The sequence below is a fragment of the Serratia sp. CMO1 genome (assembly GCF_015689115.1).
GTDB classification, from domain to species: domain Bacteria; phylum Pseudomonadota; class Gammaproteobacteria; order Enterobacterales; family Enterobacteriaceae; genus Serratia; species Serratia marcescens.
The window spans coordinates 3,682,137-3,709,059 of sequence record NZ_CP065032.1 but is presented as its reverse complement, the minus strand read 5'-3'; the positions used below and the strand labels follow the sequence as shown (position 1 = coordinate 3,709,059).

The following is a 26,923-nucleotide window of genomic DNA, read 5'->3' as shown; positions in this document are numbered from 1 at the left end:
AGCTGGCGAAATTATTTTAGTTTTTGGAAGTGATGTACGGAGCACAAGAGCAATGAAATTACCGATTTATCTGGATTACTCAGCAACGACGCCGGTTGACCCGCGCGTTGCTGAGAAGATGATGCAGTTTTTGACCCTGGACGGCACTTTCGGCAACCCGGCTTCCCGTTCCCACCGTTTCGGTTGGCAGGCGGAAGAGGCGGTAGACATCGCCCGTAACCAAATCGCCGAACTGGTGGGCGCCGACCCGCGCGAAATCGTCTTCACCTCCGGGGCGACCGAATCCGACAACCTGGCGATCAAAGGCGCTGCCAATTTCTACCAGAAAAAAGGCAAGCACATCATCACCAGCAAAACCGAACACAAAGCCGTGCTCGACACCTGCCGTCAGCTGGAGCGCGAAGGGTTTGAAGTCACCTACCTGGCGCCGCAGAGCAACGGTATCATCAGCCTGCAGGATCTCGAAGCGGCGCTGCGCGATGACACCATCCTGGTCTCCATCATGCACGTCAACAACGAAATCGGCGTGGTGCAGGACATCGAAGCGATCGGCGAAATGTGCCGTGCGCGCGGTATCATCTACCACGTTGACGCCACCCAGAGCGTGGGCAAACTGCCTATCGATCTGAGCAAGCTGAAAGTCGACCTGATGTCGTTCTCCGGCCACAAAATCTATGGCCCGAAAGGCATCGGCGCGCTGTACGTGCGTCGCAAGCCGCGCATCCGCATCGAAGCGCAGGTACACGGCGGCGGTCACGAGCGCGGCATGCGTTCCGGCACCCTGCCTGTCCACCAGATCGTCGGCATGGGCGAAGCTTATCGCATCGCCAAAGAAGAGATGACCGAAGAGATGGCGCGTCTGCGCACCCTGCGTGACCGTCTGTGGAACGGCGTGAAAGATATGGAAGAAGTGTATCTGAACGGCGATCTGGAGCACGGCGCACCGAACATCCTGAACGTCAGCTTCAACTACGTTGAAGGCGAGTCGCTGATCATGGCGCTGAAAGACCTGGCCGTTTCTTCCGGTTCAGCCTGTACCTCCGCCAGCCTCGAGCCGTCCTACGTGCTGCGCGCGCTGGGCATGAGCGATGAATTGGCGCACAGCTCGATCCGTTTCTCCCTGGGGCGTTTCACCACGGAAGAAGAGATCGACTACACCATTCAACTGGTGCGTAAATCCATCGGCCGTCTGCGCGATCTGTCCCCGCTGTGGGAGATGTTCAAGCAGGGCGTGGACATCAACAGCATCGAATGGGCGCATCATTAATTCTCAGGTTTCAGGAGCAAGGTCATGGCTTACAGCGAAAAAGTAATCGATCATTATGAAAACCCGCGCAACGTGGGTTCTTTCGACAACGAAGATCCTACCGTCGGCAGCGGCATGGTAGGGGCGCCGGCTTGTGGCGACGTCATGAAGCTGCAAATCAAGGTTAACGATGAAGGCATCATCGAAGACGCGCGCTTTAAAACTTACGGCTGCGGTTCCGCCATCGCCTCCAGCTCGCTGGTGACCGAATGGATGAAAGGCAAGTCGCTCGATCAGGCTGAAGCGATCAAAAACACCCAGATCGCCGAAGAGCTGGAATTGCCGCCGGTCAAAATTCACTGCTCGATCCTGGCTGAAGACGCCATCAAAGCAGCGATTGCCGACTATAAGAGCAAGCATAGCGCCAAGTAATTTGTCTGAGTCGGCCCGGCCGCGCCGGGCTTTGATGTGAAGTGTGAGGTTGTGATGTCTATTACCATGAGCGACAGCGCTGCGCAGCGTGTTCAGGCGTTTTTGACGAACCGCGGCAAGGGTCTCGGTCTGCGTCTGGGAGTGCGAACTTCCGGCTGTTCCGGGATGGCGTACGTGCTGGAATTTGTTGACGAAGCCAACGATGACGACATCGTATTTGAAGACAAAGGCATCAAGGTGATCATCGACGGCAAGAGCCTGGTCTACCTTGACGGCACCGAGCTTGATTTCGTTAAGGAAGGCCTGAACGAAGGCTTCAAGTTCAACAACCCGAACGTCTCAAGCGAGTGCGGCTGCGGCGAGAGTTTCAACGTCTGACAGTCCATCGTGCTCCCCCGTTTCGGCGGGGGAACTTCATCCGCTAACGCCCAGAGCACGCTATGGATTACTTTACTTTATTCGGGCTGCCAGTTCGCTACACCGTGGACGGCAGCCTGCTTGCGTCCCGCTTCCAGGATCTGCAGCGCCAATTTCACCCCGATCGTTTTGCCAACCAGCCGGAGCGCGAACGCCTGATGGCGTTGCAGCAGGCGGCGACCATCAACGAAGCCTACCAGGCGCTGAAGCACCCGTTAAAACGCGCGGAGTATATGCTATCTTTGCACGGCTTCGATCTGGGCAACGAACAGCATACGATGCGCGACACCGCGTTCCTGATGGAACAGCTGGAGCTGCGCGAAGAGCTCGACGCCATTGAGCGCAAGCCGGAAGCGGAAAGCCTGCTGGCCGATTTCGGCGCGCGGCTGGCCACCTCCATCAAGCAGCGCAGCGCGCTGATGCTGCAGCAGTTGGACAGTGAACAGTGGGCGGATGCCGCCGACACCGTGCGCAAGCTGCGCTTTTTGGACAAACTCCAGCAACAGGTTGAACAACTCGAAGAAAAACTGCTGGGTTTTGAGTAACACCTTCTGATTCTGATTGTGGAAGCTTCAACATGGCCTTATTACAAATTAGTGAGCCTGGCCTCAGCGCCGCGCCGCACCAGCGACGTCTGGCCGCCGGCATCGACTTAGGCACCACCAACTCGCTGGTCGCCACGGTGCGCAGCGGGCAAGCGGAAACGCTGGCCGACGATCAGGGGCGCCATTTGCTGCCTTCGGTGGTGCATTATCAGGCGGACGCGCAGCGCGTCGGCTGGGATGCGCGCCAACAGGCGGCGCAGGATCCGGCCAATACCGTCAGCTCCATCAAACGCATGATGGGCCGTTCGTTGGCGGACGTGCAGCAACGTTACCCGAACCTGCCGTATCAATTTCAGGCCAGCGACAACGGCCTGCCGCTGATCGTCACCGCCGCCGGCCCGGTTAATCCGGTCGGCGTCTCCGCCGACATCCTGCGGGCTCTGTCCGCGCGCGCGCAAGCGGCGCTGGAAGGCGAGCTGGATGGCGTCGTGATCACCGTTCCCGCTTACTTCGACGACGCGCAGCGCCAGGGCACCAAAGACGCGGCGCGTCTGGCCGGCCTGCATGTCCTGCGCCTACTGAACGAACCGACCGCTGCGGCGATCGCCTACGGGCTGGATTCCGGCCAGGAAGGGGTGATCGCGGTTTACGATCTGGGCGGCGGCACCTTTGATATCTCCATTCTGCGCCTCAGCCGCGGCGTGTTCGAAGTGCTGGCCACCGGCGGCGATTCCGCGCTGGGCGGCGACGACTTCGATCATCTGTTGGCCGACTGGCTGCGTGAGCAGGCCGGCGTGGCCGATCGCAGCGATCACGGCGTGCAGCGCCAATTGCTGGATGCCGCCATCGCCGCCAAAATCGCATTAAGCGATGCCGACAGCGTGCGCGTTGAGGTGGCCGGTTGGCAGGGCGAAGTGACCCGCGCCCAGTTTGAAGCGCTGATCGCCCCGCTGGTGAAACGTACGCTGATGGCTTGCCGCCGCGCGCTGAAAGACGCCGGCGTCGCCGCCGACGAGGTGCTGGAAGCGGTGATGGTCGGCGGTTCCACTCGCGTGCCGTTGGTGCGTGAGCAAGTGGGCGCCTTCTTCGGCCGCACGCCGCTGACGTCGATCGATCCGGATAAAGTGGTCGCCATCGGCGCCGCGATCCAGGCCGACATTCTGGTGGGCAACAAGCCGGACAGCGACATGCTGCTGCTGGACGTGATCCCGCTGTCGCTGGGCCTCGAAACCATGGGCGGCTTGGTGGAGAAAGTGATCCCGCGCAACACCACCATTCCGGTGGCGCGCGCGCAGGAGTTCACCACCTTTAAAGACGGCCAGAGCGCAATGATGATCCACGTGCTGCAGGGCGAGCGCGAGCTGGTGCAGGATTGCCGTTCGCTGGCGCGCTTCACGCTGCGCGGCCTGCCGCCGCTGCCTGCCGGGGGCGCGCATATTCGCGTCACCTTCCAGGTGGATGCCGACGGCCTGTTGAGCGTCACCGCGATGGAGAAATCCACCGGCGTGGAAGCCTCGATCCAGGTCAAGCCGTCGTACGGTCTGTCGGACAGCGAAATCGCCGGCATGATCAAGGATTCGATGGCCAACGCGCAAAGCGACGTGGGCGCGCGCAAGCTGGCGGAGCAACGCGTGGAAGCCGCGCGGGTGCTGGAAAGCCTGCAGGGCGCGCTGGCCACCGACGCCGCGCTGCTGAGCGAGGCGGAAAGCCAGGCGATCGCCGCCGCGACTCAGGCGCTGCAGCAGGCGGCGCAGGGTGAAGACCCCGCCGCTATCGAAGACGCCATCAAAACATTAGATGCACAAACGCAAGATTTTGCCGCGCGCCGCATGGACGCTTCCATTCGCCGCGCGCTGGCTGGCCATTCTGTGGATGAGGTTTAACCATGCCTAAAATTGTTTTCCTGCCCCATCAAGATCTGTGCCCGGAAGGGGCGGTTCTGGAAGCCGAAAAAGGGGAGTCGATCCTCAACGTTGCGCTGCGCAACGGCATTGAAATCGAGCACGCCTGCGAGAAATCCTGCGCCTGCACCACCTGCCACTGCATCGTGCGTGAAGGCTTCGATTCGCTGGAAGAGAGCAGCGAGCTGGAAGACGACATGCTGGACAAAGCGTGGGGGCTGGAGCCGGAAAGCCGTCTGAGCTGCCAGGCGCTGGTCGCCGACGAAGATCTGGTGGTCGAAATGCCGCGCTACACCGTCAACCACGCGCGTGAGCATTAATTGTTAGCCGCGGCGCCAACCAGGAGATCATAATGGGACTGAAGTGGACCGACAGCCGTGAAATCGGCGAAGCCCTGTACGACCAATACCCGGACACCGATCCGAAAACCGTGCGTTTTACCGACATGCATCAGTGGATCTGCGATCTGGAAGAGTTCGATGACGATCCGCAGGCTTCCAACGAAAAAATACTGGAAGCGATCCTGCTGGTCTGGTTAGATGAAGCGGAGTAAATAGCGTAACGGGCTGCCATGGGCGGCCCGTTTATTTTGTATCCGACATACCCGTCGTCTTTCAAACCGCAGCGTTGTTACCTGCACGATCACCCCCCAGTCACTTACCTGAGTAAGCTCCTGGGGATGAGATCGCTGGGCGCCTAGCTGCAATTTGAAATCCATAGGGTATGCAATAAAGCCCTAATGAAATAATAAAGGGAACATCCGGAGTAAGAAGGCTATGACAACAGAATTCATGCAGGTCACGCTGTCGCAACAACCTGCCGACGCCCGCTGGGGCGAGAAAGCGCTGCTGAGCACCAACGGCGAAGAGATGACCATCCACCTGACCGGCGCCGACAAGCTGGGCGCGATCCAGCGCGCGGGCCGCAAAATTGACGGCCAGGGCATCAAAAACGTTAAGCTGGCCGGCGACGGTTGGGATTTGGAAAACAGCTGGGCGTTTTGGCAGGGCTACCGCGGGCCGAAAGGGCAGCGCAACGTCGAATGGGCCGAGCTGCCGGAAGCCGCGCGTCAGGAGCTGGATAAGCGCCTGAAGATCGTTGACTGGGTGCGCGACACCATCAATATGCCGGCGGAAGAGCTGGGGCCGGAGCAACTGGCGACCCGCGCCGTCGATCTGATGTGCGACGTCGGCTGCGATGCCGTCAGCTACCGCATCACCAAGGGCGAAGATCTGCGCGAGCAGAACTATGCCGGCATCCACACCGTCGGCCGCGGTTCCGAACGCCCGCCGGTGCTGCTGGCGCTGGACTTCAACCCGACCGGTAACCCGGACGCGCCGGTGTTCGCTTGCCTGGTCGGCAAGGGCATCACCTTCGATACCGGCGGTTATAGCCTGAAACAGAGCGCCTTTATGGATTCGATGAAGGCTGACATGGGCGGTGCGGCCACCATCACCGGCGCCCTGGCGCTGGCGGCGGCGCGCGGCCTGAAGCAGCGCGTGAAGCTGTACCTGTGCTGCGCCGACAACATGGTCAGCGGCAACGCCTTCAAACTGGGTGACATCATTCGCTACCGCAACGGCAAAACCGTTGAGGTGATGAACACCGATGCGGAAGGGCGCCTGGTGCTGGCCGACGGCCTGATCGACGCTTCTGAGCAGAATCCGCAGCTGATTATCGACTGCGCCACCCTGACCGGCGCGGCCAAAACCGCGGTGGGCAACGACTACCACGCCCTGTTCAGCTTCGACGATGCGCTGGCGCAGGAACTGCTGAGCAGCGCCGCCGCCGAGCAAGAGCCATTCTGGCGTCTGCCGTTGGCCGAGTTCCACCGCAGCCAGCTGCCGTCCAACTTCGCCGAGCTGAACAACGTGGCCGGCCCGGCCTACACCGCCGGCGCCAGCACCGCGGCGGCCTTCCTGTCGCACTTCGTCAAGAATTACCAACAGGGCTGGCTGCACATCGACTGCTCCGCCACCTACCGCAAAGGCGCGGTGGATCAGTGGTCGGCCGGCGCGACCGGGCTGGGCGTGCGTACCCTGGCCAATCTGCTGCTGAGCAAAGCCAAATAATTGAACGCCCGCCGCGTCGGGCGCTAGAATGCGCATTATCTTCGGGGCCCAGCATGCTGGGCCTCGCTATTTGATCCTGGAGTTTGCCATGAGTGCCCATCATCACGATGCCGCCCCGAGCGAGAACGAACTTGAACGCCTGCTGAAGCTGGCGGTGACGGAGCCGGCCCACCGCCCGGCGTTCTTCCGTGAACTGCTCGATGCCACGGTGTTGATCCTCGGCGACAGCGAACAGGTGCAGCAGGACGGCGACATCACGCTGAACGCGGATACGCCGGTCAATATCCAGCATTGGGAAAAGCAGGACGGCGGCAGCATCATTCCGTTCTTCACCTCGCTGGACGCGTTGCAGAAGGCCGTTGAGGACGAACAGCCGTTCATCGCCATGCCGGCTCGGGTGCTGTTTGAAATCACCCAGGGCGCGGATCTGTTCCTCAACCCGAAGGCGGAATACGGCAAAGAGTTCTACCCGGAAGAGGTGGCGATGCTGCTGGCGACCGGCGGCGTCGTCAAACCGGTGGAGCATTACGTCGACAAAGAGACCCAAATCCTGTTGGGGCAGCCCGAAGAGTACCCGTCGGCGATGGTGGATGCGCTGACCACGCTGTTCAGCCAGCGCAAACCGGTGCGCCGCGCGTTTCTGGCGCTGATGCACGATCAGGCGGCGGACGAGAAGCCGAATCTGCTGATCGGGCTGGAAGTGGATGCAGAACCGGCGGAGATCGAGGCGTTGATCAACGAGGCCGGCAGCGTGGCCAGCGAAACGGCGCCGAATGACGAACCGGTCGATTTCTGCCTGGTGTCGGAGAAAGAGCGCGGCATCAGCCACTACCTGATCGCCCATACGCAGCCGTTTTATCAGCGCCGCTGGGGCAGCTGGCTGCGCAATTTGATCCCGTCCACCGACAAAACCCAGTAACGCGGCGCGTTGTCGGAAATGCCGCAGGAAGATCATATTTTTTTAATGAAATGTTGATTTTCCCGTAGGCAAGCGTTAACGGCGCACATATAATCTGCGCCACTTGAGAAGGCCGGCAACATTGCAGACCGGCCTGTTTTGGAAGTCATACAGAGGCCATCATGACCGTAGAACGTACCTTTTCCATCGTTAAACCAAACGCTGTAGCCAACAACGACATCGGCGCTATCTACGCGCGTTTCGAGCGCGCCGGTTTCAAAATCATCGCCGCTAAAATGCTGCGTCTGACTCGCGAGCAAGCTGAAGGCTTCTACGCTGAGCACAAAGGCCGCCCATTCTTCGACGGTCTGGTAGAGTTCATGACCTCCGGCCCAATCATGGTGCAGGTTCTGGAATCTGAAAACGCCGTGCAGCGCAACCGCGACATCATGGGCGCAACCAACCCGGACAACGCACTGGCCGGCACCCTGCGCGCCGACTACGCGGACAGCTTCACCGCTAACGCCGTTCACGGTTCCGACTCCGTTGAATCCGCACAGCGTGAAATCGCTTACTTCTTCAACGAAAGCGAAATCTGCGCACGTTAATCGTGCCGTTTCTGAGCTGATAGCCAGGCATTCACCGGCTGAAACAATAAAAATGCCCTGAATGCCTTTCAGCCATAGAAACCCGCTACTAAAATTTGTACAATGCCGCGCCCCTGATAAGACGACTTGTCAGGGGCGTGTTTTTAGTGCCGCCACCCGAATCTCGCGGGCTGAAATGCACAACTTACTTTCCATTCTTTAGCGCCATAACGTGTAATAACGAGGCCAGAGATCATTATGTTAGAACCCATCACGTCCGAGCACACCGTGTCTGAAAATAATTCGCTGACTACCCCCTCCGTTAACGTGGAGCAACCGGCTGCGGCCAAAATCAACCTGCTGGATCTGAACCGCCAGCAAATGCGCGAGTTCTTCGCCGAAATGGGCGAAAAACCGTTCCGCGCCGATCAGGTGATGAAGTGGATTTACCACTACTGCTGCGACGATTTCGAGCAGATGACCGACATCAACAAAGTCCTGCGCGGCAAGCTGCAGCGCGTGGCGGAAATCCGCGCGCCGGAAGTGGCGGAAGAACAGCGTTCGGCCGACGGCACCATCAAGTGGGCGATCAAGGTGGGCGATCAGCAGGTCGAAACCGTATATATCCCGGAAGCCGACCGCGCGACGCTGTGCGTCTCCTCGCAGGTAGGCTGCGCGCTGGAGTGCAAATTCTGTTCGACGGCGCAGCAGGGCTTCAACCGCAACCTGCGCGTGTCGGAAATCATCGGCCAGGTGTGGCGCGCGGCGAAGATCATCGGCGCGCTGAAGGTGACCGGCCAACGCCCGATCACCAACGTGGTGATGATGGGCATGGGCGAGCCGCTGCTCAACCTGAACAACGTGGTGCCGGCGATGGAAATCATGCTGGACGACTTCGGCTTTGGCCTGTCCAAACGCCGCGTGACCCTGTCTACCTCCGGCGTGGTGCCGGCGCTGGACAAGCTGGGCGACATGATCGACGTGGCGCTGGCCATTTCGCTGCACGCACCGAACGACACCATCCGCGATGAGATCGTGCCGATCAACCGCAAATACAACATCGAGACCTTCCTGTCCGCGGTGCGTCGCTATCTGGAGAAATCCAACGCCAACCAGGGCCGCGTGACCGTCGAGTACGTGATGTTGGATCATATCAACGACAGCACCGACGATGCGCATCAGCTGGCGGAAGTGCTGAAAGACACGCCGTGCAAGATTAACCTGATCCCATGGAACCCGTTCCCGGGCGCCCCCTACGGCCGCAGCTCCAACAGCCGGGTGGATCGTTTCTCCAAGGTGTTGATGGAATACGGCTTTACGACTATTGTTCGTAAAACCCGTGGTGACGATATCGACGCCGCCTGCGGGCAACTGGCGGGTGAAGTGATCGACCGTACCAAGCGTACCCTGAAGAAGAAAATGGCCGGGGAACCTATCAACGTACGGGCGGTCTGAATCCTATAGCACCATTTTTTGTTATCTAACAGCCTGTTATGCGCAAGCATGTCGCTGGCGGGCGTTAGCTGACGGCCGATAAGGAAATGAATGCGGGCATGAAGCTGAAACTGTGGGGTATGTGGCTGGCGGCCGGGTTGTTGGCCGGGTGTTCCGGTTCAGCGCCGGAAAAGGAAGCACAAGTCTCTGAGGCGGGCCAGACGCGGTTGCAACTGGGCCTGGAGTACCTGCAGCAAGGCGACATGGACGCCGCGCGCCAGAACCTGGAAAAGGCGCTGGACGCGGCCCCGCAGGATTACCGCACGCAGTTGGGCATGGCGCTCTACGCGCAGCGCAGCGGTGAAAACGCCGAGGCCGAACAGCGTTATCGGCAAGCGCTCAAACTTGCGCCGGGCAATGGCACCGTATTGAATAATTACGGTGCGTTTCTTTGCGGTTTAGGGCAGTATGTACCGGCGCAACAGCAGTTTAGCGCTGCGGCGCTGGTGCCCGATTATGGCCAGGTCGCCGACAGCCTGGAAAACGCAGGTTACTGTTTTCTCAAGGCCGGACAAAACGATGAGGCGCGCACGCTGTTGAGCCGCGCGCTAAAAGTCGATCCGGACAAAGGCACTCCGCTGTTGGCGGAGGCCGAAAAGCAATTTGGAGAAGGGAAGCGCGCCCAGTCGCAACTTTTATTGGATGTTTATCAGCATGTTCTGCCGGCCAGCGCCAGCAGCTTATGGTTACAGATTCGTTTCGCCGCGTCAGCCGGCCGCCAGGATAGCGTTCAACGCTATGGCAAGCAGCTAGCGCGAAGTTTTCCACAATCCAAACAGTACCAGCAGTTCTTAGCTAATGAATACTGAAGCCTCCCAAGATAAAACCGTATCCATGACGACGGGCCAGCGCCTGCGTCAGGCCCGTGAGCAACTCGGGCTGAGCCAACAGACCGTTGCAGAACGCCTGTGTCTCAAAATGTCCACCGTGCGCGATATCGAGGAAGACAGCGTGTCTGCTGACCTCGCGTCCACCTTCGTGCGCGGCTACATCCGTTCCTACGCCAAGCTGGTGCATCTGCCGGAAGACGAACTGCTGCCGATGCTGGCCAAGCAGGCGCCGTTGAAGATGGCGAAAGTGGCGCCGATGCAAAGCTTCTCGCTGGGCAAGCGCCGCAAGAAACGCGACGGCTGGCTGATGAGCTTCACCTGGCTTATCGTGTTCGTGGTGATCGGCCTGACCGGCGCTTGGTGGTGGCAAAACCACAAGGCGCAGCAGGAAGAGATCGCCACCATGGCCGATCAATCCTCGGCGCAGCTTTCACAGAATAACGAAGGGCAGTCCGTGCCGCTGACCGACGGCAATGCCGACGCCGGCACCAACGTGCCGTTGGTCGACAACAGCGCTACGCCGGCTGATACCGGCGCAGCGGCTCAGACGCCTGCGGCGACCGCCCAGGCGCCGAGCGCGGCCCAGCAGCAGCCTGCCGTGGTGTCGCCAAGCCAGACCACCCTGCCGGAAACCGCGCCGGCGGCACAAGCGCCGTTGCCGACCGCCGATGCGGGCGTGGCTGCGCCGGCGGCCGATCCGAACGCGCTGGTGATGGATTTCTCCGCCGACTGCTGGCTGCAGGTGACCGACGCGAGCGGTAAAACGCTGTTCAGCGGCACCCAGAAGCAAGGTGGCAAGCTGAACCTGACCGGCACTGCGCCGTATAAACTGACCATCGGCGCGCCGGCGGCAGTTCAGATCCAGTATCAGGGTAAACCGGTTGATTTAAGCCGGTTCGTTAAGTCAAACCGTGTTGCTCGCCTGACCGTCGCCGCGCAGTAATCGCGCGGCTGGTCGTGATGTCAGAGCAGCAATGGAGAGTAAGTAATGCATAACCAAGCGCCCATCAACCGTCGAAAATCTACACGCATTTACGTCGGCAAGGTGCCTATTGGTGATGGCGCGCCGATTGCCGTGCAGTCGATGACCAACACCCGTACCACCGATGTTGAAGCAACGGTTAATCAGATCAAAGCGCTGGAGCGCGTGGGCGTCGACATCGTCCGCGTTTCGGTTCCTACCATGGACGCCGCCGAGGCGTTCAAACTGATCAAGCAGCAGGTCAACGTGCCGCTGGTCGCCGATATCCACTTCGATTATCGCATCGCGCTGCAGGTGGCCGAATATGGCGTAGACTGCCTGCGCATCAACCCGGGCAACATCGGCAACGAATCGCGCATTCGATCGGTGGTGGACTGCGCCCGCGACAAGAACATCCCGATTCGCATCGGCGTCAACGGCGGCTCGCTGGAGAAAGACCTGCAGGAAAAGTACGGCGAACCTACGCCGGAAGCGCTGCTGGAATCCGCCATGCGCCATGTGGACATCCTCGATCGCCTCAACTTCGACCAGTTTAAGGTCAGCGTCAAGGCGTCGGACGTGTTCCTGGCGGTGCAATCCTACCGCTTGCTGGCGTCGCGCATCGATCAGCCGCTGCACCTGGGCATCACCGAAGCCGGCGGCGCGCGCAGCGGGTCGGTCAAATCGGCCATCGGCCTGGGCATGCTGCTGTCTGAAGGCATCGGCGATACCCTGCGCATCTCGCTGGCGGCGGATCCGGTCGAAGAGGTGAAGGTCGGTTTCGACATTCTGAAGTCGCTGCGCATCCGCGCGCGCGGCATCAACTTCATCGCCTGCCCGACCTGTTCGCGTCAGGAGTTCGACGTGATCGGCACGGTGAACGCGCTGGAGCAGCGCCTGGAAGACATCATCACGCCGATGGACGTTTCGATCATCGGCTGCGTGGTGAACGGCCCGGGCGAAGCGCTGGTGTCCACCATGGGCGTAACCGGCGGCCACAAGAAGAGCGGCTTCTATGAAGACGGCGTGCGCCAGAAAGAGCGTTTCGACAACGAACAGATGATCGACCAGCTGGAAGCGAAAATTCGCGCCAAGGCCGCGATGATGGACGAAAGCAACCGCATCACGGTCAATCTGCTGGAAAAATAAGCGTTATCGCTACACGGCGGGCCTGTTGGCCCGCTTGTTTATGCACCTGAAGGGCGGAAAACCGCATCCGCGTTGAATACCGGGCGGCAAAGTCCCTATAATCGGGTTCATTTTTACAGACAACGGACAGAGAACTCACGTGGCAAAGAACATTCAAGCCATTCGCGGCATGAACGACTACCTGCCGGAAGAAACGGCATTATGGCAGCGTATTGAAGGCACCCTCAAGCAGGTGCTGGGCGGCTACGGTTACAGCGAAATCCGGTTGCCGATTGTAGAGCAGACCCCGTTATTCAAACGCGCGATCGGCGAAGTGACCGACGTCGTGGAAAAAGAGATGTATACCTTCGAAGACCGCAACGGCGAAAGCCTGACGCTGCGTCCGGAAGGGACGGCTGGCTGCGTGCGCGCCGGCATCGAACATGGTCTGCTGTACAATCAGGAACAGCGTCTGTGGTACATCGGCCCGATGTTCCGCTACGAGCGCCCGCAGAAGGGGCGTTACCGTCAGTTCCATCAGCTGGGCGCGGAAGTGTTCGGCCTGCAGGGCCCGGATATCGACGCAGAGCTGATCCTGCTGACCGCCCGCTGGTGGAAAGCGCTGGGCATCGCCGAGCACGTCAAGCTGGAGCTGAACTCCATCGGCTCGCTGGAGGCGCGCGCCAACTACCGCGACGCGCTGGTGGCGTTCCTGGAGCAGCACGTCGAGGTGCTGGACGAAGACTGTAAACGCCGCATGTATAGCAACCCGCTGCGCGTGCTGGACTCCAAGAATCCTGAGGTGCAGGCGCTGCTGAACGACGCGCCGCGCCTGTCCGAGTACCTGGATGAAGAATCCCGTGCTCACTTCGCCGGTCTGTGTGAACTTTTGGCGCAGGCAGGTATCCCATATACCGTTAACGAGCGCCTGGTGCGCGGTCTGGATTACTACAACCGCACCGTGTTTGAGTGGGTGACCACCAGCCTGGGCGCGCAGGGCACCGTCTGCGCGGGCGGCCGTTACGACGGTCTGGTCGAGCAACTGGGCGGCCGCGCCACCCCGGCGGTCGGTTTCGCCATGGGCCTGGAGCGTCTGGTGCTGCTGGTGCAGGCGGTCAACCCGGAATTCAAGGCGCCGTCGGCTATCGACGTGTACGTCATCTCTTCCGGCGCGGGCACCCAGAGCGCGGCGATGCGGCTGGCTGAGCAGGTGCGCGACGCGGCGCCGCAGCTGAAGCTGATGACCAATTACGGCGGCGGCAACTTCAAGAAGCAGATCACCCGTGCGGACAAATGGGGCGCGCGCATCGCGCTGATCCTGGGTGAGAGCGAAGTGGCGGCGCAGCAGGTGGTGGTGAAAGACCTGCGCAGTGGTGAACAAGAAACGCTGGCGCAAAGCGAAGTCGCTGCGCGTCTGGCTTTGATGTTAGGTTAAGGAGAAGGACACCGTGGAAGTCTATACCACTGAAAACGAACAAGTCGACGCACTGCGTCGGTTCTTTGCCGAGAACGGCAAAGCGCTGGCGGTGGGCGTGGTGCTCGGAATTGGTGCCCTGGTTGGCTGGCGTTACTGGCAGAGCCATGAAAACTCCAACATGATGGCGGCATCGCAATCCTATCAGGAAGCCAGCGATCGTCTGGCGGCCGGCAAGCCGGATGACGTGGCTGCCGCGGAGAAATTTGTCCAGGCCAACGGCAACAGCTACGGCGTACTGGCCGCGCTGCAGTTGGCCAAGCACTTTGTCGAACAGAATGATTTCGCCAAGGCGGAACAGCAGCTGACGTTGGCGCAGGGCCAGACCAAAGACGACAACCTGTTGGCGATGATCGACCTGCGTCTGGCGCGCGTCCAGCTGCAGGAGAAAAAGCTGGATGAAGCGCTGAAAACGCTGGATGGCGTGAAAGGCGAAGGCTGGGCGGCGATGATGCAGGATGTGCGCGGCGATGTATTGCTGGCCAAGGGCGACGCCAAGGGCGCGCGCGAAGCTTACAGCAAAGGCATTGAGTCCAATGCTTCTCAGGCGCTGCAGGTTCTGCTGCGCATGAAATTGAATAACTTGTCCAGCTAAGGGGAATTCCCATGCAATTGCGTAAAACACTCTTGGTCGGACTGGTTTCCGCTGCCTTGCTGAGTGGTTGCTCGCTGTTTAACAGCGAAGAAGACGTGGTTACCATGTCGCCGTTGCCGAAAGTTGAAAATCAGTTTACGCCGAGCAAGGCGTGGAGCACCTCGGTGGGCGACGGCATCGGTGAGTATTACTCCCACCTGCGTCCGGCCTATCAGGACAGCACCATTTACGCCGCCGATCGCTTCGGCATCGTGAAAGCGATGGATGCCGACAGCGGCAACGAGAAGTGGAAGGTCAATCTCTCCGAGAAGACCGGCTTCTTCTCCAGCAACCTGTCTGCGCTGCTGTCGGGCGGCCTGACGGTCGCGGGCGACAAGGTTTACGTCGGCAGCGAAAAAGCGGTGGTTTACGCATTGAACACCGCCGATGGCGCCATCGCCTGGCAGACCAAAGTGGCCGGCGAAGCGATCTCCCGTCCGGTTGTCAGCGACGGTATGGTGTTGGTGCACACCTCCAACGGCATGCTGCAGGCGCTGAATGAAGCCGACGGCGCGGTGAAGTGGACGGTTAACCTGGACATGCCTTCGCTGTCGCTGCGCGGTGAATCCGCGCCGGCCGTCGCCTTTGGCGCCGCCATCGTCGGCGGTGACAACGGCCGCGTCAGCGCCGTGCTGATGCAGCAGGGCCAGATTATCTGGCAACAGCGCATTTCTCAGCCGAGTGGCGCGACCGAAATCGATCGCCTGAACGACGTGGACACCACGCCGGTGATCGTTGACGGCGTGGTCTACGCGCTGGGTTACAACGGCAACCTGACGGCGCTGGATCTGCGTTCCGGCCAGATCATCTGGAAACGCGAACTGGGTTCGGTGAATGATTTCATCGTCGACGCGGGCCGCATCTACCTGATCGACCAGAACGATCGCGTGGTGGCGCTCAGCACCGAAGGCGGCGTGACCGTGTGGACGCAGAGCGATCTGCTGCACCGTAATCTGACGCCGCCGGTGATGTATAATGGTTATCTGGTGACCGGTGACGCCGAAGGCTATCTGCATTGGATCAACACCACTGATGGCCGTTTTGTCGCCCAGCAGGAAGTGGACAGCTCCGGCTTCCTGTCTGCGCCGATGGTGGCCAGCGACAAGCTGGTCATCCAGGCTCGCGGCGGGAAAGTTTACGCTTTCATCCGCTAACGCCGCTCGTCGTGATCCTTCTTGCGCCCGAAAGATTTCGGGTTGCAGCCAGGCGGCAAGCGCATGAGTCCTCGGGAGCTTAGTGAGCTAAGTGACCGAGGCGAAGGTGCGCAGACAACGCCGCTGTGGCGCGAAAGATGAAGGGGAAAACGGCTCCTGAATGTTCAGGGGCCGTTTCGTATTTTATAAGCTGCACCGCTGGTGTCTATCCACAGTGCAGTAACGCATTGATTATTAAGTAATGAGGCTTCAACAATGATACCTGTCGTCGCGCTGGTCGGGCGCCCGAATGTGGGTAAATCCACCTTGTTCAACCGTTTAACCCATACGCGTGATGCGCTGGTGGCGGATTTCCCGGGGCTGACGCGTGACCGCAAGTATGGTCGTGCTGAAATCGAAGGCAATGAATTCATCATCGTCGATACCGGCGGCATCGACGGCACCGAAGACGGCGTCGAAACGCGCATGGCCGGCCAGTCGCTGCTGGCGATCGAAGAAGCGGATATCGTGCTGTTCATGGTCGACGCCCGCGCCGGGCTGATGCCGGCGGATCAGGGCATCGCCCAGCACCTGCGCAGCCGCCAGAAGGCGACCTTCCTGGTGGCCAACAAGACCGACGGCCTGGATCCGGACACCGCCACCGCCGATTTCTACTCGCTCGGCCTGGGGGAAGTGTTTGCTATCGCCGCTTCTCACGGCCGCGGCGTGACCCAGCTGATCGAACACGTGCTGGTGCCGTTCGTGCCGGAAAAACCGGAGGACGTCGAACTGACCGAGGAAGAGGCCAACGCCGCTTACTGGGCTGAGCAAAACGGTGAAACGCTGGAAGGCGAAGAAGACGAAGAGCCGGAAGAAGCGTTCAACCCGCAGGATCTGCCGATCAAGCTGGCGATCGTCGGCCGCCCGAACGTCGGTAAGTCTACGCTCACTAACCGCATCCTGGGCGAGGAGCGCGTGGTGGTGTATGACATGCCGGGCACCACCCGCGACAGCATCTACATTCCAATGGTGCGCGACGAACGTGAATACGTGCTGATCGACACCGCCGGGGTGCGCAAACGCGGCAAGGTGACCGAAACCGTCGAGAAATTCTCGGTGATCAAGACCCTGCAGGCGATTGAAGACGCCAACGTGGTGCTGCTGGTGATCGACGCGCGTGAAGGCATCTCCGATCAGGATCTCTCGCTGCTCGGCTTTATCCTCAATAGTGGGCGCTCACTGGTGATTGCGGTCAACAAATGGGACGGCATGAGTGAAGAAGATCGCGAGCATGTGAAAGAAATGCTCGATCTGCGTCTGGGCTTCGTCGACTTCGCGCGCGTGCACTTCATTTCAGCCCTGCACGGCAGCGGCGTCGGCAACCTGTTCGAATCGGTACAGGAAGCCTACGAGTGCGCAACCCGCCGCGTAAACACCTCGATGCTGACCAAAATCATGCAGATGGCGGTGGACGATCACCAGCCGCCGTTGGTGCGCGGCCGCCGCGTGAAGCTGAAATACGCCCACGCCGGCGGTTACAACCCGCCGATCGTGGTGATCCACGGCAACCAGGTCAGCGATCTGTCCGATTCGTACAAGCGCTACCTGATGAACTACTTCCGCCGTTCGCTGAACGTGATGGGGACGCCGATCCGCATCCAGTTCAAAGAGGGTGACAACCCGTTCGCCGGTAAACGCAATCTGCTGACGCCAACCCAGATGCGTAAGCGCAAGCGCCTGATGAGCCACCTGAAAAAGAGCAAGTAATCGCTCATGAGGGGCGCGGCAGTGATGCCGCGCCCTTTTTTATTGGCCCGAAATCGTTTTATTATCTGAGGATTACCTCGCCTGCCTGAAGGAACACCATGTCCTGGGAAACCTGGAGTTTTGCGTTTAACGTCACCGTGCCGAATTTGCTGATGATGCTGCTGGGGATCCTGCTGCGCCATTGGCGCCTGATGGATGACCGTTTCGTCGACGGCGCGACCCGCCTGGTGTTCAATTTGGCGCTGCCGTGCCTGCTGTTTTTCAGCATCGCCACCAACCATCCGCAACTGCTTGGCAATCTGCCGCTGGTGCTGTTCGGCGCAGTCGGCACGCTGGCGACCTTCCTGCTCTTGGAGCTGGCGGCCAAGTGGCTGGTGAAAGAACCGCGTGAGCGCGGGGTGTTCGTACAGGGCGGCTTTCGCGCCAACACCGCCATCGTCGGTCTGGCCTACGCCATGACCGCCTACGGCAGCGAAGGCATTGCGCTCGCCTCGCTGTACCTGACCGTGACGGTGATCCTGTTCAACATACTGTCGGTCATCACCCTCACGCGCAGCCTGCAGGGCGGGCAGGGCAAGAAAATCAGCCACCTGTCGCTGCTGCGCAGCATCGTCACCAATCCGCTGATCATCGGCCTGGTGTGCGGGCTGCTGTATGCGCAAACCGGGCTGGGCATTCCGACCGTGATCCGCCAGACCGGCAGCTATATCTCCGCGCTGTCGCTGCCGTTGGCGCTGCTGTGCACCGGCGCCAGCCTGGATTTCCGCGCCATGTTCCGCTCGTCCAACGTGGCGGCGCTTTCGTCGGCGGCCAAGCTGTTTCTGGTGCCGTTCCTGATGACGCTGGCCGGCTGGTTGTGCGGGTTTCACGGCGCGGCGTTGGGCATCATCTTCCTGTTTTCCGCCACGCCGACCGCTTCGGGCAGCTATGTGATGACGCGCGCCATGGGCGGCAACGCCACGCTGGCGGCCAATATTATCGCTATCACCACCGTCGGGTCGTTCTTCACCACCGCGTTGGGGATCTATTTCTTGCGCTCATGGGGCGCGATTTAACCTGGGAGCCGTTATGGATGCGCATTGTCCGCACTGTCGTCAGACCATGAATTGGGTAGCGGGTCACTACCATTGTGCCGCCTGTCAGCGTGATTATCGGCAGCAGGCGAGCTGCCCGGAGTGCGGGCAGCCGCTGCAAGAGTTGAAGGCCTGCGGGGCGGTGGATTACCTGTGCCAGAACGGGCACGGGCTGATCTCCAAAAAACGGGTGAATTTCAGCTATCAGCCGCTGTAAGCCCTCACTCATCCACCTGGCCGGTTTTCCACAGATCCACCAGCGCTTGCGGCGCGCTGCTTTCCGGGATTAACAGCACGATCTCGGTGCTCAGGGTGGGGCTGGTGTAGTTGATCTGTATGCGGTAGTAGCGTTGGTCGCCGCAGCCGGGGGAGTTGGGCTGGCCTTCTTCCTGCGCATAAGGCAGCGTCTGGTTCAGCAACTGATTCAGGCGCTGCCGCTGCTCCGGCGTGATATCGGCCAGCGCGATGCGGCGCTGGCCCGCCAGTTTGGGAATGTAGGCGAAGCCTCCCTCGCGCGCCAGCTCAATGACCGTATCCTGATTGAGCGTCGGCAGCGGTTTCATTATTCCACCCCCACCTGATGCCAGGCTTGCTGCACCTTGTCCGCCACGCTCTGGTCGAAACGCGCTTGCGCATGTTTCACCGTGGCGCGGGCGAAGGTGGCGAAGTCGGCATTTTGCGGCAGCGCTTTGTCGCACACCGTGTCATACCAGACGTAGCCGGCTTTCTCCCAGGCGAAGCCGCCGAGCGCCGTCGCCGCCAGGTAGAAGGCGCGGTTGGGAATGCCGGAGTTGAGGTGCACGCCGCCGTTGTCTTCCTTGGTCTGGATGTAATCCTTCATGCTGGCGGGCTGCGGATCTTTGCCCAGCAGCGGGTCATCGTAAGCGGTGCCGGGGGCCGACATCGAGCGCAGCCCTTTGCCTTTAATGCCCTTGGCGAGCAGCCCGGCGCCGATCAGCCAGTCGGCTTTATCGGCGGTTTGCTGCAGGTGGAACTGCTTGACCAACGAGCCGAATACGTCGGACAGCGACTCATTGAGCGCCCCGGACTGCTGGTAGTAGATCAGCCCGGCTTCACTCTCGGTCACGCCGTGCGCCAGCTCGTGGCCGACCACGTCGATGGCGATGGTGAAACGGTTGAAAATCTCGCCGTCGCCGTCGCCGAACACCATTTGTTGGCCGTTCCAGAAGGCATTCTGGTACTCCTTGCCGTAGTGTACGCTGCCGACCAGCGGCAGCCCTTGGTTATCCAGTGAGTTGCGGTGGTAGGCCTGCCAGAAGAAATCGTAGGTGACGCCGAGGTAGTCGTAGGCTTCGTCCACCGCCACATCGTGGTTGCTGGGCTGGCCCTCTTTGCGCACCGGTTTGCCAGGCAGTTGGGTGCCGTTCTGGGCGTCGTAGATATCGCGGAGCGCTTCGCCGGCTCGGGCGTTTTTCTCGGTCGGCGAACGCAGCGGCTTGTTGCCGAGCAGGCTTTGCACGTGGTTCAGGGTGTGCAGCGCGCAGTCGCGCTGCGGGGCGTTGCCGTGTTCAATGATGCGGCGCAGCATGTAGGGAGGAATGACGGAACGCATGCGCTGGGCTGGCATAGTGGCTCTCCTTAGGCAAAAAATTTTACCTCATCTAATGAATGCACTGTGCCTAAGTGTAGCCTACTCGTCATAAAGCCTGTGGTCATGCGTGCTCACCGCCGGCGCGGTCTTGTGCGGGCTGATGCGCCGCACCGAGGCGCGCACCGCCAGCCGGCCGTGCAGCAGCAGATTGCACGGCGGCGCGTCGGCGCGCAGCATGCGCCGCTGCAGCAGTTGGATCGCTTCGTAACCCAGTTCGTCGCGCGGCACCTGCACCGAGGTCAGCGGCACGTCATGGATTTCCGCCAGGTTGAAGCCGTCGGTGCTCATCACCGACACGTCGCCTGGCACGTTCAGCCCCCGCTTGTTGAGCGCCTTGACCGCCCCGACCGCCATGTAGTCGCCGCCGGCCAGGATCGCCGTCGGCAGCGGGGCGTGACCGTGGATGCCGTTGAGATAGGTGGTCAGCGCCTGCTCGGCCTCTTCGCCGCCGAAGCCGGAGGTGGTGATCAGATGGCGGCCGTCGTCGAACGGCAGATGATGTCGGGCGTAGGCCTGCCGGATGCCCGCCAGCCGCAGCTCCATGGTGTGGCGGCGCAGACACTGCAGGTTGAGAATATGGCTGTGCCCCTGCTGGAACAGGTAGCTGGCGGAGTAATCGCCGATCAGCTGATGATCCGGCGAGACGCTGTCCAGCCGCATCTGCCGATCGCTGCAGTTGATCAGCACGCAGGGCTTGGGCAGATCGGCGGCCAGGGTATGGATATGCTCGTCGTCGATGCCGATGATCAGCGCCGCTTCGGTGTGCGGATCGCTCATCTTTTCCAGAAACAGCGCGCCGTCGCTGTGTTGCTCTTCCAGCCCGCAGTAGCGGATGCGCACCTCGTGCTCCATCAGCGCGGCGGCAATGCCCTGAATGACCTTGTAGTAGAAGATGTCGGTGCGCACGTCGAACGCGCGCTGCGGCGCGAACACCATCACGTTGTTCAGCATCAGCCGGCCGCTGGAAATGCCCTGCAGAATGCCATTTTGTTGCGCACAGTCCAACACCTTGCGGCGCGCCTCGGCGCTGGTGTTGGCCTTGCCGGCCAGCACGCGGGAAACGGTGCTGATCGACAGCCCGGTTTGGCGGGCGATCTCCTGGATTTTCAGCTTTCCGTTCATTTTGTGATCTCCTTCAAATTCGTCCATGAGAATATTTTCACTGCGTATTTTCAGCGTCTTGACCGGATTTAACGGTCATTATGGCTATTTTTTCACCCGCCAGTGAAAATCTTTGCAAAAAACCCCGTTTCGCTGTGCGCTATCGCTGAGTAGTCTGCATTGGTACACCAATTTTAACGACCTGTCAGTCCAATTTTAACGGTGTGCGAAAAAGAAAACAAAAAATAAATCATGGGGTTGTGATTGTCTGTCGGCAAATGATACGGCGCCGATCCGTTTTCACCGTCCCGTGTTTGATAGCACAACGTACCCTACCAAAACGCGCGTCGCCGTAGCCGGCCGCCGCGGGGAGAGAACCGATGAGTGTGGAGATCAATCAGGCGGTCGCGCAGAGCGGCCGGCGCAAGTTCAAATCGCTGCGCTGGTGGATGCTGGCGCTGTTCTTGCTGGGCGTGACGGTCAACTACATCACCCGCAACTCGCTGGGCATTCTGGCGCCGGAGCTGAAATCCAGCCTGAACATGAGCACCGAGCAATATGCCTGGGTAGTGGCGTCGTTCCAGCTGGCCTACACAGTGTTCCAGCCGATCTGCGGCTGGCTGATCGACGTTATCGGCCTGAAGATGGGCTTTCTGATCTGCGCCGGCATTTGGGCGGTGGTATGCATGCTGCACGCCGGCGCCGGCAGCTGGCTGCAATTGGCCATTCTGCGCTTCTTCATGGGGGGCGCGGAGGCGGCGGCCACCCCGGCCAACGCCAAGGCGATCTCCGACTGGTTCCCGAAAAAGGAGCGGCCGATCGCCGCCGGCTGGGCGGGCGTCGGTTTCTCCATCGGCGCCATGCTGGCGCCGCCGATCATTGTCATCGCTCACGTCTCCTTCGGCTGGCAGGGGGCATTCCTGTTCTCCGGCGGGTTGGCGCTGATCTGGGTAGTGCTGTGGTGGCTGTTCTACCACTCGCCGCAGCAGCACCCGAACCTTAGCCAGCAGGAGTTGGATCTGATCCGCGAAGACAACGAGCCGGTGTTGCCGAAGCTGCCGTTCTTCACTTCGCTGGCCAGCCTGTGCAAGAACAAGAAGTTTTACGGCATCGCCATCCCGGCCTTTCTCGCCGAGCCGGCCTGGGCGGTATTCAGTTTCTGGGTGCCGCTGTACCTGGCCACCGAACGCGGCATGGATCTGAAACAGATCGCGATGTTCGCCTGGCTGCCGTTCCTGGCGGCAGATATCGGCAGCGTCGCCAGCGGCTATCTCACCACCCTGTATCGCAAATGGTTCGGCTGCAGCCGCGTCAACTCGGTGGTCGCCAGCTCGGTGACCGGCGCTTTCCTGATGGTGTCGCTGGCGTTCGTCGCGATCACCCAAAATCCCTATGTGGCGATCGCGCTGATCTCGATCGGCGGCTTCGGCCACCAGGTGATCTCCTGCATGCTCAGCGCGCTGGTGGTGGAGTCGTTCGATAAAAACCAGATGGCGACGGTCAACGGCATGCGCGGCTCCAGCGCCTGGATCGCCAGCTTCCTGTTCACGCTGCTGATCGGCGCGGTGTCCGACACCATCGGCTTCAACCCGCTGTTTATCGCCATGGGCTTCTTCGATCTGATCGGCGCTGTGTTCCTGATTGCCCTGATCGCCGAGCGCGGCGGTAAGAAAACCCCTTCACACAGCTAAGTGGGATATTTATGAAAACCTTGAAAAATTGGACGCTGGCGGCGCAGCATGCCGACCATGTCGAGCTGCTGGTCGATGAACGTCACCGTTTCTGTCTGTACGTGTTGGAAGACGGTTTGTTCCGCGTGTTGATCAAGCGCAACGGCGAGCTGGCGCTGGATCGCACCTGGAGCATCGCGCCGCAGGAGGATGTGCCTTGGGAAGGGCGCGAACGGCTCAGCGTCGCCGGCTTCAGCCTGCCGGGCTATCAGCTGCGCCAGGAGAGCGGTCGGCTGGTGGTCAGCACGCCGCTGCTGCGCGTGACGGTGCATCAGCCGCTGTGGTTGGAATGGGAGCATTGCAATGCCGCTGGCGAGTGGCGGCCGCTGGCGGCGGATCGGCCAACCAGCGCCTACCTGCTCAATGCGCACGGCGACGGCGTGGCGCACTACCAACGCCGCTTCGCCGATGAGCGCTATTACGGCCTGGGGGAGAAAACCGGCGATCTGGAGCGCACCGGCCGCCGCTTCGAGATGCGCAATCTGGACGCCATGGGGTACAACGCGGCCAGCACCGATCCGCTGTACAAACACATTCCGTTCACCATCACCCGTGGGCCGGAGGCGAGCTTTGGCCTGTTCTACGATAACCTGAGCAGCTGCTGGCTGGATCTGGGCAACGAGATAGACAACTACCATACGGCCTATCGCCGCTATCAGGCCGAAGCGGGCGATCTGGATTACTACCTGTTCCTCGGGCCGAAGGTATTGGACGTCACCAAGGCGTTCGTGCGCCTGACCGGCCGCACCCACTTCGGGCCGAAGTGGAGCCTGGGCTACAGCGGCTCGACCATGCACTACACCGACGCGCCGGACGCCCAGCAGCAGCTGCAACAGTTCATTGCGCTGTGCCGCCAGCACGCCATTCCCTGCGACTCTTTCCAGCTGTCGTCGGGCTACACCTCGATCAACAACAAGCGCTACGTGTTCAACTGGAACTACGACAAGGTGCCGCAGCCCAAGCTGCTCAGCCAGGCGTTTCACGACGCCGGCCTCAGGCTGGCGGCCAACATCAAGCCGTGCCTGCTGCAGGATCACCCGCAGTATCAGGCGGTGGCGGCGCAGGGGTTGTTTATCCGCGATTCGCAAAGCGACGCGCCGGAACGCTCCAGCTTCTGGGACGACGAAGGATCGCACCTCGACTTCACCAATCCGGCGACGGTGCGCTGGTGGCAGCAGGGTGTCACGCAGCAGCTGCTGGAGATGGGCATCGATTCCACCTGGAATGACAACAACGAATATGAAGTGTGGGACGGCGAAGCGCGCTGCCACGGCTTCGGGCGCCCGATCGCCATCAAGCATATCCGACCGGTGATGCCATTGCTGATGATGCGCGCCTCGATGGAGGCCCAGCAGCGCTTCGCGCCGCAGCGGCGGCCGTACTTGATCTCGCGCTCCGGCTGCGCCGGCATGCAGCGCTACGTGCAGACCTGGAGCGGCGACAACCGCACCAGTTGGCAGACGCTGCGCTACAACATCCGCATGGGGCTGGGCATGAGCCTGTCCGGGCTGTATAACCTCGGCCACGACGTCGGCGGCTTCTCCGGCGACAAGCCGGACGCGGAGCTGCTGGTGCGCTGGGTACAAAACGGCGTGATGCATCCGCGTTTCACCATCCACTCCTGGAACGACGACGCCACGGTCAACGAGCCCTGGATGTATCCGAGCGCCACCCCGGCGGTGCGCGAGGCGATCAACTTGCGTTACCGGCTGCTGCCGTATTTCTACACCTTGCTGTGGCAGGCCTGCGCCGACGACGAGCCGATGCTGCGCCCGACTTTTCTCGATCACGAACAGGATGTGCGCACCTTTGGCGAAAACGACGATTTTCTGATCGGCCGCGATCTGTTGGTGGCCAGCGTGGTGGAACCGGGGCAGCGTCGCCGATCGGTGTATCTGCCGGATAACGGCGAAGGCTGGTACTGCTTCTACAGCGGCCAGTGGTTCGGCGGCGGCCAGACGGTGACGCTGGCGGCGCCGCTGGAGCGTCTGCCGCTGCTGGTGCGCGCCGGGGCGGCGCTACCGCTGTCGCAGCGGCTGGCGCATGTGGACGTGGCCGCCGACGATCGGCGCGAGCTGCGGCTGTTTCCGCTCAAGGGCTGCGGCGCAAGCAGCGGGCTGTTGTTTGAGGACGACGGTGAAAGCGACGGCTGGCGGCAGGGCGATGCGCTGTGGCTGCGCTGGGAAATGCGCTGCGACCCTCAGCGCATCATGCTGGATATCACGACGGAAGGGCGTTTCCGCCCGGCCTGGCGCACGCTGCTACTCAGTCTGCCGGAAGGCGAAACGCGCGCGCTGTGGGTGAACGGCGAACCGGGCGAGCGTTTTACGCTGGAGTAGGGCTTACTCGGCCGCGCGCTTCTTGCGCGGCTTTTTGGCGACGGTGATGGTTTTCACCTCACTTTCCACCCAGCCGTCCTGCAGGCGGGTTTTCAGCAGTTCGCCGACCTGCGCCTGCTTGGTGGTTTTCAGCAGCTCGCCGCGCGGAGTTTGCGTCACGCTGTAGCCGCGCGCCAGCGTCGCCAGCGGGCTGACGGTCTCCAGTTGGCTGCAGGCCACGCCGAAGCGCTGGCGGTAGGCGTTGAGCTGCCGCTCCATCGCCTGCTGCAGACGGTATTCCTGCTGCTGCACGCGCTGTTGGTAGCGGTGAATGCGGCCCTGCGGCTGCACCTGCGCCAGCCGCTGCTGGGCGCGCTCGCTGCGGCGGGCGGCCAGGCGCAGCTGTTGCTGCATGCCGTCTTCCATCCGGCGCTGTAGCTTGAACAATAGCGTCTGCTGACGCGCCAGGCGCAGATGCGGATGCTGCTGCTGTAAACGGTGGTGAATGCGGGTGAACTGCTGCTGGCGCTGCGCCAGGTAGTAATCCATCGCCATCTCCAGCCGCTGCTGCTGCGACTGCAGCTGGCGCAACAGCTCAAGCTGATTGCGGCTGACCAGTTCGGCGGCGGCGGATGGGGTTGGCGCGCGCAGGTCGGCGACGAAGTCGGCGATGGTGACGTCGGTTTCATGGCCGACGGCGCTGACGATCGGAATGCGGCTGGCGAAGATCGCCCGCGCCACGCGTTCGTCGTTGAAGCTCCACAGATCTTCCAGCGAACCGCCGCCGCGGCCGACGATCAGCACGTCGCATTCATCGCGGCGGTTGGCGGCCTCGATGGCGCGCACGATCTGCATCGGCGCTTCCGCGCCCTGCACCGAGGTGGGGTAGATGACGATCGGCAGCGACGGATCGCGCCGCTGCAAGACCTGCAGAATATCGTGCAGCGCCGCGCCGCTGGCGGAGGTGATCACCCCGACGCGTTTGGCCGGCGCGGGCAGCGGCTGCTTGAACTGCTGATCGAACAGCCCTTCGGCGCTCAGGCGCTGTTTCAGCTGCTCGAACTGTTGCTGCAGCAGGCCGTCGCCGGCGGGTTGCATGCTCTCGGCGATCAGCTGGTAGTCGCCGCGCGGTTCATACAGCGTGATGCTGGCGCGCACCAGGACCTGCTGGCCGTTTTGCGGCCGGAAGGTGACGCGGCGGTTGCTGTTGCGGAACATCGCGCAGCGCACCTGGGCGCGATCGTCTTTCAGCGTGAAATACCAGTGGCCGGAGGCGGGCTGGGAGAGGTTGGAGATCTCGGCGGAGAGCCAAATCTGCCCCATTTCCCTTTCCAGCAGTTGGCGAACCGTCTGATTGAGGCGGCTTACGGTAAAAATGGAAGGCGAAACAGGTAGCGACATGTGACCCAGATCAAATTTCAAAACAATCACTTAATTGGTCGATACTACATGGCTGAAAAAGGTAATCAAGACTTTTTGTAAGAAAGTGCTGGAGGCAACCGATTCCGCTCTGTATAATGCCGCGGCAATATTTTATCTTTTTCACAGCCCACCCTGGTGAGATATTGCC

General features: G+C 61.1%; 26 protein-coding genes. 22 read left to right on the top strand and 4 right to left on the bottom strand.

All coding sequences use genetic code 11. The features are described 5' to 3' along the window. Window positions 1-52 precede the first annotated feature (52 nt). The 20 genes from iscS to IT763_RS17615 all read left to right on the top strand — a co-directional run bounded on the left by iscS (window position 53) and on the right by IT763_RS17615 (window position 18,809). Window positions 53-1,267 (top strand): cysteine desulfurase, encoded by a 1,215-nt coding sequence (gene iscS, locus IT763_RS17710; protein ID WP_016929764.1) that lies wholly within the window; start codon window positions 53-55, stop codon window positions 1,265-1,267. Between the two features lie 24 nt (window positions 1,268-1,291). Continuing rightward, entirely contained in the window at window positions 1,292-1,678 is a 387-nt protein-coding gene (gene iscU / locus IT763_RS17705; protein ID WP_004941408.1) for a Fe-S cluster assembly scaffold IscU, read from the top strand. A gap of 54 nt (window positions 1,679-1,732) precedes the next feature. Continuing rightward, the gene (gene iscA / locus IT763_RS17700) at window positions 1,733-2,056 is read left to right on the top strand and encodes an iron-sulfur cluster assembly protein IscA (RefSeq protein WP_004941410.1); all 324 of its coding nucleotides are present in this window, start codon (window positions 1,733-1,735) and stop codon (window positions 2,054-2,056) included. A gap of 62 nt (window positions 2,057-2,118) precedes the next feature. Then, a complete protein-coding gene (hscB, locus tag IT763_RS17695; RefSeq protein WP_043138098.1) occupies window positions 2,119-2,640 on the top strand; it encodes a co-chaperone HscB in 522 nt (173 codons plus the stop codon). 32 nt (window positions 2,641-2,672) lie between these two features. Beyond that, window positions 2,673-4,523 (top strand): Fe-S protein assembly chaperone HscA, encoded by a 1,851-nt coding sequence (gene hscA / locus IT763_RS17690; protein ID WP_116404013.1) that lies wholly within the window; start codon window positions 2,673-2,675, stop codon window positions 4,521-4,523. 2 nt (window positions 4,524-4,525) lie between these two features. Next, a complete protein-coding gene (gene fdx / locus IT763_RS17685) occupies window positions 4,526-4,861 on the top strand; it encodes an ISC system 2Fe-2S type ferredoxin (protein WP_004941417.1) in 336 nt (111 codons plus the stop codon). Window positions 4,862-4,893: 32 nt separating this feature from the next. Beyond that, window positions 4,894-5,094 carry a Fe-S cluster assembly protein IscX gene (gene iscX / locus IT763_RS17680; protein ID WP_006327336.1) on the top strand — a complete coding sequence of 67 codons (201 nt, stop codon included), beginning with the start codon at window positions 4,894-4,896 and terminating at the stop codon, window positions 5,092-5,094. Between the two features lie 223 nt (window positions 5,095-5,317). Beyond that, window positions 5,318-6,613, top strand: a complete 1,296-nt coding sequence (gene pepB / locus IT763_RS17675) for an aminopeptidase PepB (RefSeq protein WP_206194891.1) — start codon at window positions 5,318-5,320, stop codon at window positions 6,611-6,613. Between the two features lie 88 nt (window positions 6,614-6,701). Then, window positions 6,702-7,532, top strand: a complete 831-nt coding sequence (sseB, locus tag IT763_RS17670; RefSeq protein WP_049300042.1) for an enhanced serine sensitivity protein SseB — start codon at window positions 6,702-6,704, stop codon at window positions 7,530-7,532. Between the two features lie 161 nt (window positions 7,533-7,693). Then, window positions 7,694-8,119 carry a nucleoside-diphosphate kinase gene (ndk, locus tag IT763_RS17665; protein WP_004941424.1) on the top strand — a complete coding sequence of 142 codons (426 nt, stop codon included), beginning with the start codon at window positions 7,694-7,696 and terminating at the stop codon, window positions 8,117-8,119. Window positions 8,120-8,356: 237 nt separating this feature from the next. After that, the gene (locus IT763_RS17660; RefSeq protein ID WP_004941426.1) at window positions 8,357-9,553 is read left to right on the top strand and encodes a bifunctional tRNA (adenosine(37)-C2)-methyltransferase TrmG/ribosomal RNA large subunit methyltransferase RlmN; all 1,197 of its coding nucleotides are present in this window, start codon (window positions 8,357-8,359) and stop codon (window positions 9,551-9,553) included. A 98-nt stretch (window positions 9,554-9,651) separates the two neighbouring features. Next, window positions 9,652-10,401 carry a type IV pilus biogenesis/stability protein PilW gene (gene pilW, locus IT763_RS17655; RefSeq protein ID WP_176062782.1) on the top strand — a complete coding sequence of 250 codons (750 nt, stop codon included), beginning with the start codon at window positions 9,652-9,654 and terminating at the stop codon, window positions 10,399-10,401. Further along, window positions 10,391-11,365 (top strand): cytoskeleton protein RodZ, encoded by a 975-nt coding sequence (rodZ, locus tag IT763_RS17650; protein ID WP_025303910.1) that lies wholly within the window; start codon window positions 10,391-10,393, stop codon window positions 11,363-11,365. The genes pilW and rodZ overlap by 11 nt, the downstream gene beginning before the upstream one ends. Window positions 11,366-11,410: 45 nt before the next feature. Further along, window positions 11,411-12,532: a flavodoxin-dependent (E)-4-hydroxy-3-methylbut-2-enyl-diphosphate synthase gene (gene ispG, locus IT763_RS17645; RefSeq protein ID WP_016929756.1), complete on the top strand. Its 1,122-nt coding sequence runs from the start codon at window positions 11,411-11,413 to the stop codon at window positions 12,530-12,532. 139 nt (window positions 12,533-12,671) lie between these two features. Continuing rightward, the gene (gene hisS / locus IT763_RS17640; protein ID WP_049299977.1) at window positions 12,672-13,946 is read left to right on the top strand and encodes a histidine--tRNA ligase; all 1,275 of its coding nucleotides are present in this window, start codon (window positions 12,672-12,674) and stop codon (window positions 13,944-13,946) included. Between the two features lie 13 nt (window positions 13,947-13,959). Next, a complete protein-coding gene (locus tag IT763_RS17635) occupies window positions 13,960-14,580 on the top strand; it encodes a YfgM family protein (protein WP_016929754.1) in 621 nt (206 codons plus the stop codon). A gap of 11 nt (window positions 14,581-14,591) precedes the next feature. Continuing rightward, window positions 14,592-15,773, top strand: a complete 1,182-nt coding sequence (gene bamB, locus IT763_RS17630) for an outer membrane protein assembly factor BamB (RefSeq protein ID WP_176062784.1) — start codon at window positions 14,592-14,594, stop codon at window positions 15,771-15,773. A gap of 255 nt (window positions 15,774-16,028) precedes the next feature. Beyond that, window positions 16,029-17,519 (top strand): ribosome biogenesis GTPase Der, encoded by a 1,491-nt coding sequence (gene der / locus IT763_RS17625; RefSeq protein ID WP_015378774.1) that lies wholly within the window; start codon window positions 16,029-16,031, stop codon window positions 17,517-17,519. A gap of 98 nt (window positions 17,520-17,617) precedes the next feature. Further along, complete coding sequence (locus IT763_RS17620; protein ID WP_048795796.1) at window positions 17,618-18,574, top strand: AEC family transporter; 957 nt, start codon at window positions 17,618-17,620, stop codon at window positions 18,572-18,574. A 13-nt stretch (window positions 18,575-18,587) separates the two neighbouring features. After that, window positions 18,588-18,809, top strand: coding sequence for a zinc ribbon domain-containing protein (locus IT763_RS17615; protein ID WP_028127372.1), 222 nt, complete (start codon window positions 18,588-18,590; stop codon window positions 18,807-18,809). A gap of 4 nt (window positions 18,810-18,813) precedes the next feature. On the opposite strand, the gene IT763_RS17610 is transcribed toward IT763_RS17615, so the two are convergent. The 3 genes from IT763_RS17610 to IT763_RS17600 form a co-directional block, all read right to left on the bottom strand. Beyond that, a complete protein-coding gene (locus IT763_RS17610) occupies window positions 18,814-19,155 on the bottom strand; it encodes a protealysin inhibitor emfourin (RefSeq protein WP_004941448.1) in 342 nt (113 codons plus the stop codon). Beyond that, on the bottom strand, window positions 19,155-20,180 hold the full coding sequence (locus tag IT763_RS17605; RefSeq protein WP_176062786.1) for a M4 family metallopeptidase: 1,026 nt from the start codon (window positions 20,178-20,180) through the stop codon (window positions 19,155-19,157). The genes IT763_RS17610 and IT763_RS17605 overlap by 1 nt, the downstream gene beginning before the upstream one ends. Before the next feature lie 63 nt (window positions 20,181-20,243). Further along, window positions 20,244-21,326 (bottom strand): LacI family DNA-binding transcriptional regulator, encoded by a 1,083-nt coding sequence (locus IT763_RS17600; protein ID WP_079450436.1) that lies wholly within the window; start codon window positions 21,324-21,326, stop codon window positions 20,244-20,246. Window positions 21,327-21,685: 359 nt separating this feature from the next. On the opposite strand from IT763_RS17600, the gene IT763_RS17595 reads away from it, so the two are divergent. Next, window positions 21,686-22,996, top strand: a complete 1,311-nt coding sequence (locus tag IT763_RS17595; protein ID WP_016929747.1) for an MFS transporter — start codon at window positions 21,686-21,688, stop codon at window positions 22,994-22,996. Window positions 22,997-23,007: 11 nt separating this feature from the next. After that, on the top strand, window positions 23,008-25,374 hold the full coding sequence (locus tag IT763_RS17590) for a TIM-barrel domain-containing protein (protein ID WP_176062787.1): 2,367 nt from the start codon (window positions 23,008-23,010) through the stop codon (window positions 25,372-25,374). 3 nt (window positions 25,375-25,377) lie between these two features. Here IT763_RS17590 and xseA read toward each other — a convergent pair whose 3' ends face one another. Continuing rightward, a complete protein-coding gene (gene xseA, locus IT763_RS17585) occupies window positions 25,378-26,754 on the bottom strand; it encodes an exodeoxyribonuclease VII large subunit (protein WP_004941456.1) in 1,377 nt (458 codons plus the stop codon). Window positions 26,755-26,923: the final 169 nt, after the last annotated feature.

Coding starts and splice junctions, on each gene's coding strand:
- IT763_RS17615 (WP_028127372.1), top strand. CDS start 18,588: ATGGATGCGCATTGTCCGCACTGTCGTCAGACCATGAATTGGGTAGCG.
- fdx (WP_004941417.1), top strand. CDS start 4,526: ATGCCTAAAATTGTTTTCCTGCCCCATCAAGATCTGTGCCCGGAAGGG.
- der (WP_015378774.1), top strand. CDS start 16,029: ATGATACCTGTCGTCGCGCTGGTCGGGCGCCCGAATGTGGGTAAATCC.
- iscS (WP_016929764.1), top strand. CDS start 53: ATGAAATTACCGATTTATCTGGATTACTCAGCAACGACGCCGGTTGAC.
- hscA (WP_116404013.1), top strand. CDS start 2,673: ATGGCCTTATTACAAATTAGTGAGCCTGGCCTCAGCGCCGCGCCGCAC.
- IT763_RS17590 (WP_176062787.1), top strand. CDS start 23,008: ATGAAAACCTTGAAAAATTGGACGCTGGCGGCGCAGCATGCCGACCAT.
- xseA (WP_004941456.1), bottom strand. CDS start 26,754: ATGTCGCTACCTGTTTCGCCTTCCATTTTTACCGTAAGCCGCCTCAAT.
- sseB (WP_049300042.1), top strand. CDS start 6,702: ATGAGTGCCCATCATCACGATGCCGCCCCGAGCGAGAACGAACTTGAA.
- iscX (WP_006327336.1), top strand. CDS start 4,894: ATGGGACTGAAGTGGACCGACAGCCGTGAAATCGGCGAAGCCCTGTAC.
- IT763_RS17600 (WP_079450436.1), bottom strand. CDS start 21,326: ATGAACGGAAAGCTGAAAATCCAGGAGATCGCCCGCCAAACCGGGCTG.
- IT763_RS17660 (WP_004941426.1), top strand. CDS start 8,357: ATGTTAGAACCCATCACGTCCGAGCACACCGTGTCTGAAAATAATTCG.
- rodZ (WP_025303910.1), top strand. CDS start 10,391: ATGAATACTGAAGCCTCCCAAGATAAAACCGTATCCATGACGACGGGC.
- ndk (WP_004941424.1), top strand. CDS start 7,694: ATGACCGTAGAACGTACCTTTTCCATCGTTAAACCAAACGCTGTAGCC.
- pilW (WP_176062782.1), top strand. CDS start 9,652: ATGAAGCTGAAACTGTGGGGTATGTGGCTGGCGGCCGGGTTGTTGGCC.
- iscU (WP_004941408.1), top strand. CDS start 1,292: ATGGCTTACAGCGAAAAAGTAATCGATCATTATGAAAACCCGCGCAAC.
- IT763_RS17610 (WP_004941448.1), bottom strand. CDS start 19,155: ATGAAACCGCTGCCGACGCTCAATCAGGATACGGTCATTGAGCTGGCG.
- hscB (WP_043138098.1), top strand. CDS start 2,119: ATGGATTACTTTACTTTATTCGGGCTGCCAGTTCGCTACACCGTGGAC.
- IT763_RS17605 (WP_176062786.1), bottom strand. CDS start 20,180: ATGCCAGCCCAGCGCATGCGTTCCGTCATTCCTCCCTACATGCTGCGC.
- pepB (WP_206194891.1), top strand. CDS start 5,318: ATGACAACAGAATTCATGCAGGTCACGCTGTCGCAACAACCTGCCGAC.
- ispG (WP_016929756.1), top strand. CDS start 11,411: ATGCATAACCAAGCGCCCATCAACCGTCGAAAATCTACACGCATTTAC.
- IT763_RS17620 (WP_048795796.1), top strand. CDS start 17,618: ATGTCCTGGGAAACCTGGAGTTTTGCGTTTAACGTCACCGTGCCGAAT.
- iscA (WP_004941410.1), top strand. CDS start 1,733: ATGTCTATTACCATGAGCGACAGCGCTGCGCAGCGTGTTCAGGCGTTT.
- IT763_RS17595 (WP_016929747.1), top strand. CDS start 21,686: ATGAGTGTGGAGATCAATCAGGCGGTCGCGCAGAGCGGCCGGCGCAAG.
- bamB (WP_176062784.1), top strand. CDS start 14,592: ATGCAATTGCGTAAAACACTCTTGGTCGGACTGGTTTCCGCTGCCTTG.